The sequence below is a fragment of the Ruegeria sp. genome, from assembly GCF_028066395.1.
Classification (GTDB): domain Bacteria; phylum Pseudomonadota; class Alphaproteobacteria; order Rhodobacterales; family Rhodobacteraceae; genus Ruegeria.
Window position 1 is genome coordinate 1 of record NZ_JALCBM010000130.1, and the last position, 3,405, is coordinate 3,405.

General features: G+C 57.3%; 4 protein-coding genes. All 4 read left to right on the forward strand.

Features of this window, described 5'->3' with window-relative positions:
- Positions 1–1,133 (forward strand): hypothetical protein (locus MPJ51_RS21600; protein WP_298391112.1); only part of this gene is annotated, 1,133 nt, incomplete at its 5' end.
- 181 nt (positions 1,134–1,314) lie between these two features.
- A complete protein-coding gene (locus MPJ51_RS21605; protein WP_298391114.1) occupies positions 1,315–2,193 on the forward strand; it encodes a DMT family transporter in 879 nt (292 codons plus the stop codon).
- Positions 2,194–2,287: 94 nt separating this feature from the next.
- Positions 2,288–2,737, forward strand: a complete 450-nt coding sequence (msrB, locus tag MPJ51_RS21610) for a peptide-methionine (R)-S-oxide reductase MsrB (RefSeq protein ID WP_298391115.1) — start codon at positions 2,288–2,290, stop codon at positions 2,735–2,737.
- Complete coding sequence (gene msrA, locus MPJ51_RS21615; protein WP_298391117.1) at positions 2,734–3,243, forward strand: peptide-methionine (S)-S-oxide reductase MsrA; 510 nt, start codon at positions 2,734–2,736, stop codon at positions 3,241–3,243. The genes msrB and msrA overlap by 4 nt, the downstream gene beginning before the upstream one ends.
- The last annotated feature ends 162 nt before the right edge of the window (positions 3,244–3,405 follow it).

The following is a 3,405-nucleotide window of genomic DNA, read 5'->3' on the forward strand; positions in this document are numbered from 1 at the left end:
ATGGACCCCAAACCGTCGAGGCTTTTGCCCCGGGGCATTTCAAAACAGTGCAGGACTTTCTGCAAACCAAGTCATGGGACACGATCGACACATTCTTTGATCTGAACGGGAACAAGACCGCTAAGACGACCACCTACGACAACGGAATCGTCAAACACCAAACATGGGAAGATGGGCAGCGCAGTAGCACAACCCGAACAGACGAAAACGACGTAAAATCCTGGGATACAATCAATACCATTTTTGACGAGAGCGGGAACAAATCCGAAAAAACAACCATTTACGACAATGGTGTTGTCAAACACGAGACCTGGTCTGACGGCCAGCGCGTCAGCATTTCCAAGACAGATGAACAGGACGCAAAATCTTGGGATACAATCACAAACACGTATCAAGACGGACAGCTCTCTGAACGTCGGGTCGAAAAAGACAATGGTGACGTTACCGTAACGCTTTATGCGGATGGAATACGATCTCAAAAGCTGCAACTGGACGGAGATGACAGCGCATCCTGGGTTTTGAAGGTTACCAGCTATCCAGAAGCAGGTGGGAAGGAAGTCGTTGTCTATGAAGCGGTTGAAGATATCCCTGAAACCTTCTTCCAATACTTCCCCGAACTGACTCCGCCTATCGCACTGGACGAGTTCGTTCTCGATTTCAACGATGGAACACGTATCAAGGACGGCGATCAGGTTCTGGACGGTGCATTCATTGCAAGTGTCAGCAAAGGGGGAAACAACTTTGACGGCACTCTGACACCTTACGAATACGGTGGCTCGACACCGGATACCGACCTTGAGGCGTTCAATTCCTGGGGTGCGACTGTCGGATTCTCAAAAGCCGACGGCGAAGAGTTCAATTTCAACAGTGTCTCCTTGGCCAACGCCTCCAAATCAGACACAACGCATATCCCGGAATCGAACTGGGCGAACCAAGTCACGATCAACGCCTACAACGACGATGTGTTGGTGCATTCCACGCAAATCGATCTGACCTTCGATCACGTCACACATGAGTTTGACTGGACGGGTATCGACTATATCGAGTTCGTCGCATCAGGCGGTGAAATCACCAATGATCATGTTGAAAATGCTGGTTGGTTCTCGATGGATGATCTCAGCTTCTTCGCCTAACTCTATGGACGACACATAACCAAGGGATGAGCAGGGCCTCTTACGCCCTAGCCTCTGCTCATCCTGAATATTAAAAAATCTGTTGATTTCAGCCTCTCGCGCGCTCTGTTCTCAGCAAGGTATCCTTGCGGCGTTCAGAAAAATCGGAAACAGTCGCCCGGGTTTTTTTCAGGAGGCCGAAATGGATCCGCGCGCAATCGCCATGGGGCTGACATTTGCCTTTATCTGGTCGTCGGCCTTCAGCTCGGCCCGGATCATTGTTGCGGATGCCTCACCCCTGTTCTCGCTGGCTGTCCGGTTTCTGGTCTCGGGCCTCTTGGGCGTGATGATCGCGCGCGCCATGGGGCAAAGCTGGCGCTTGACGCGGGGGCAGTGGCGGGCCACCATCCTGTTCGGGATTTGCCAGAATGCCCTGTATTTGGGTCTGAATTTCTATGCGATGCAAACGGTCGAGGCGTCGGTCGCGGCCATCATCGCCTCAACCATGCCACTGTTGGTCGCGCTGGCCAGTTGGCTGTTTCTGGGCGAACGGTTGCGCCCTATCGGGGTGGTCGGTCTGCTGGCGGGGTTCACCGGTGTCGCCTTGATCATGAGCAGCCGGATCAGCGCCGGGATCGACCTGTTCGGCGTCGCGCTGTGCGGGATCGGCGCACTGGCGCTGACTTTTGCCACTCTGGCGGTGCGGGGGGCCACATCGGGCGGGAATTTCATGATGGTGGTGGGTTTGCAGATGCTGATCGGTTCAGCCGCGCTGTTTGTCGCCGCGCCGCTGTTTGAAACCATCTATGTCTACCCGACGGTGCCGCTGGCGCTGGCTTTTACCTATACGACCCTGTTCCCGGGCCTGCTGGCCACACTGATCTGGGTCACCCTGCTGAACCGGATCGGGCCGATCCGTGCCGCCACCTATCACTTCCTCAACCCCGTCTTCGGCGTCAGCATCGCCGCCATCCTGCTGGGCGAACGGCTGGGCCCGCTGGACGGCTTGGGCGTGGCAATCACCACTTTGGGCATTCTGGCGGTGCAATTGTCCCGCCAACCGATGGCAAAACCCGCCTGACCCCACGCACGAAGGCGAGAGCCAACGTAACAAGCCTTTGCTTTCGCGCCGCAAACCCCATCTACTGTGTCCAATCACCAGAATCGGAGGAGCCATGACCCGCTACACCAAAGACCCCGAGGCCATCGCCGCCCTCTCACCCGAAGAGTTTCACGTCACCCAACGCAGCGGCACCGAACGCCCGGGCACCGGCAAATATCTGGGAAACAAGGAACCGGGCATCTATGTGGACATCGTTTCGGGCGAGCCGCTTTTTGCCTCGACCCATAAATACGAATCCGGCTGCGGCTGGCCCAGCTTCACCAAGCCCATCATCCACGAACATGTGGAAGAGTTCCGGGACAGCACCCTGGGCATGATCCGCACCGAGGTCCGCTCGAAACACGGGGACAGCCATTTGGGGCATGTGTTCCCCGACGGCCCGCGCGAACATGGCGGGCTGCGCTATTGCATCAATTCCGCCGCGCTGCGCTTCATTCACCGTGACCGGATGGAGGCCGAAGGCTATGGTGAATACCTGATTCATGTGGAGGAGATCCAATGACTGACGAACGCGCTGTTCTGGCCGGGGGCTGTTTCTGGGGCATGCAGGACCTGATCCGCAAGCTGCCCGGCGTCTCGCGCACCCGCGTCGGCTATACTGGCGGCGACGTGCCCAACGCCACCTATCGCAACCATGGCACCCATGCCGAGGGGATCGAGATCTGGTTCGACCCGGCCCAGACCTCGTATCGCACCCTGCTGGAGTTCTTCTTTCAAATCCACGATCCGACAACGCCGAACCGGCAGGGCAATGACCGGGGAATGAGCTATCGCTCGGCCATCTACTATGTCGACGACGGCCAAAAACAGGTGGCGCTGGATACCATCGCGGATGTGAATGCCAGCGGCCTCTGGCCCGGCAAGGTCGTGACCGAGCTGGAACCGGTCGGTGATTTCTGGGAGGCCGAGCCCGAGCATCAGGACTATCTGGAGCGTATCCCCAACGGCTATACCTGCCATTTCGCGCGCCCCGACTGGGTGCTGCCGAAACGCGACGCGGCAGAGTAAAGCCTTTCGAGAAATCGTTGAGGCATATGGATCGCCAATGTCCCGAGAATGCCGAAGGCATGGCAGGGTATTGGCGATTCAACTTTTTCTCGAAAGGCTATTGAGCCTTTATCCGGCGGCCACCCTCGGGCGGCCGCTGGCCTCGACGGTGACCAGCGCCTC

Bases quoted from the DNA above. Each gene is read 5' to 3' on its own strand.
- MPJ51_RS21605 (WP_298391114.1), top strand. From the start codon at position 1,315: ATGGATCCGCGCGCAATCGCCATGGGGCTGACATTTGCCTTTATCTGG.
- msrB (WP_298391115.1), top strand. From the start codon at position 2,288: ATGACCCGCTACACCAAAGACCCCGAGGCCATCGCCGCCCTCTCACCC.
- msrA (WP_298391117.1), top strand. From the start codon at position 2,734: ATGACTGACGAACGCGCTGTTCTGGCCGGGGGCTGTTTCTGGGGCATG.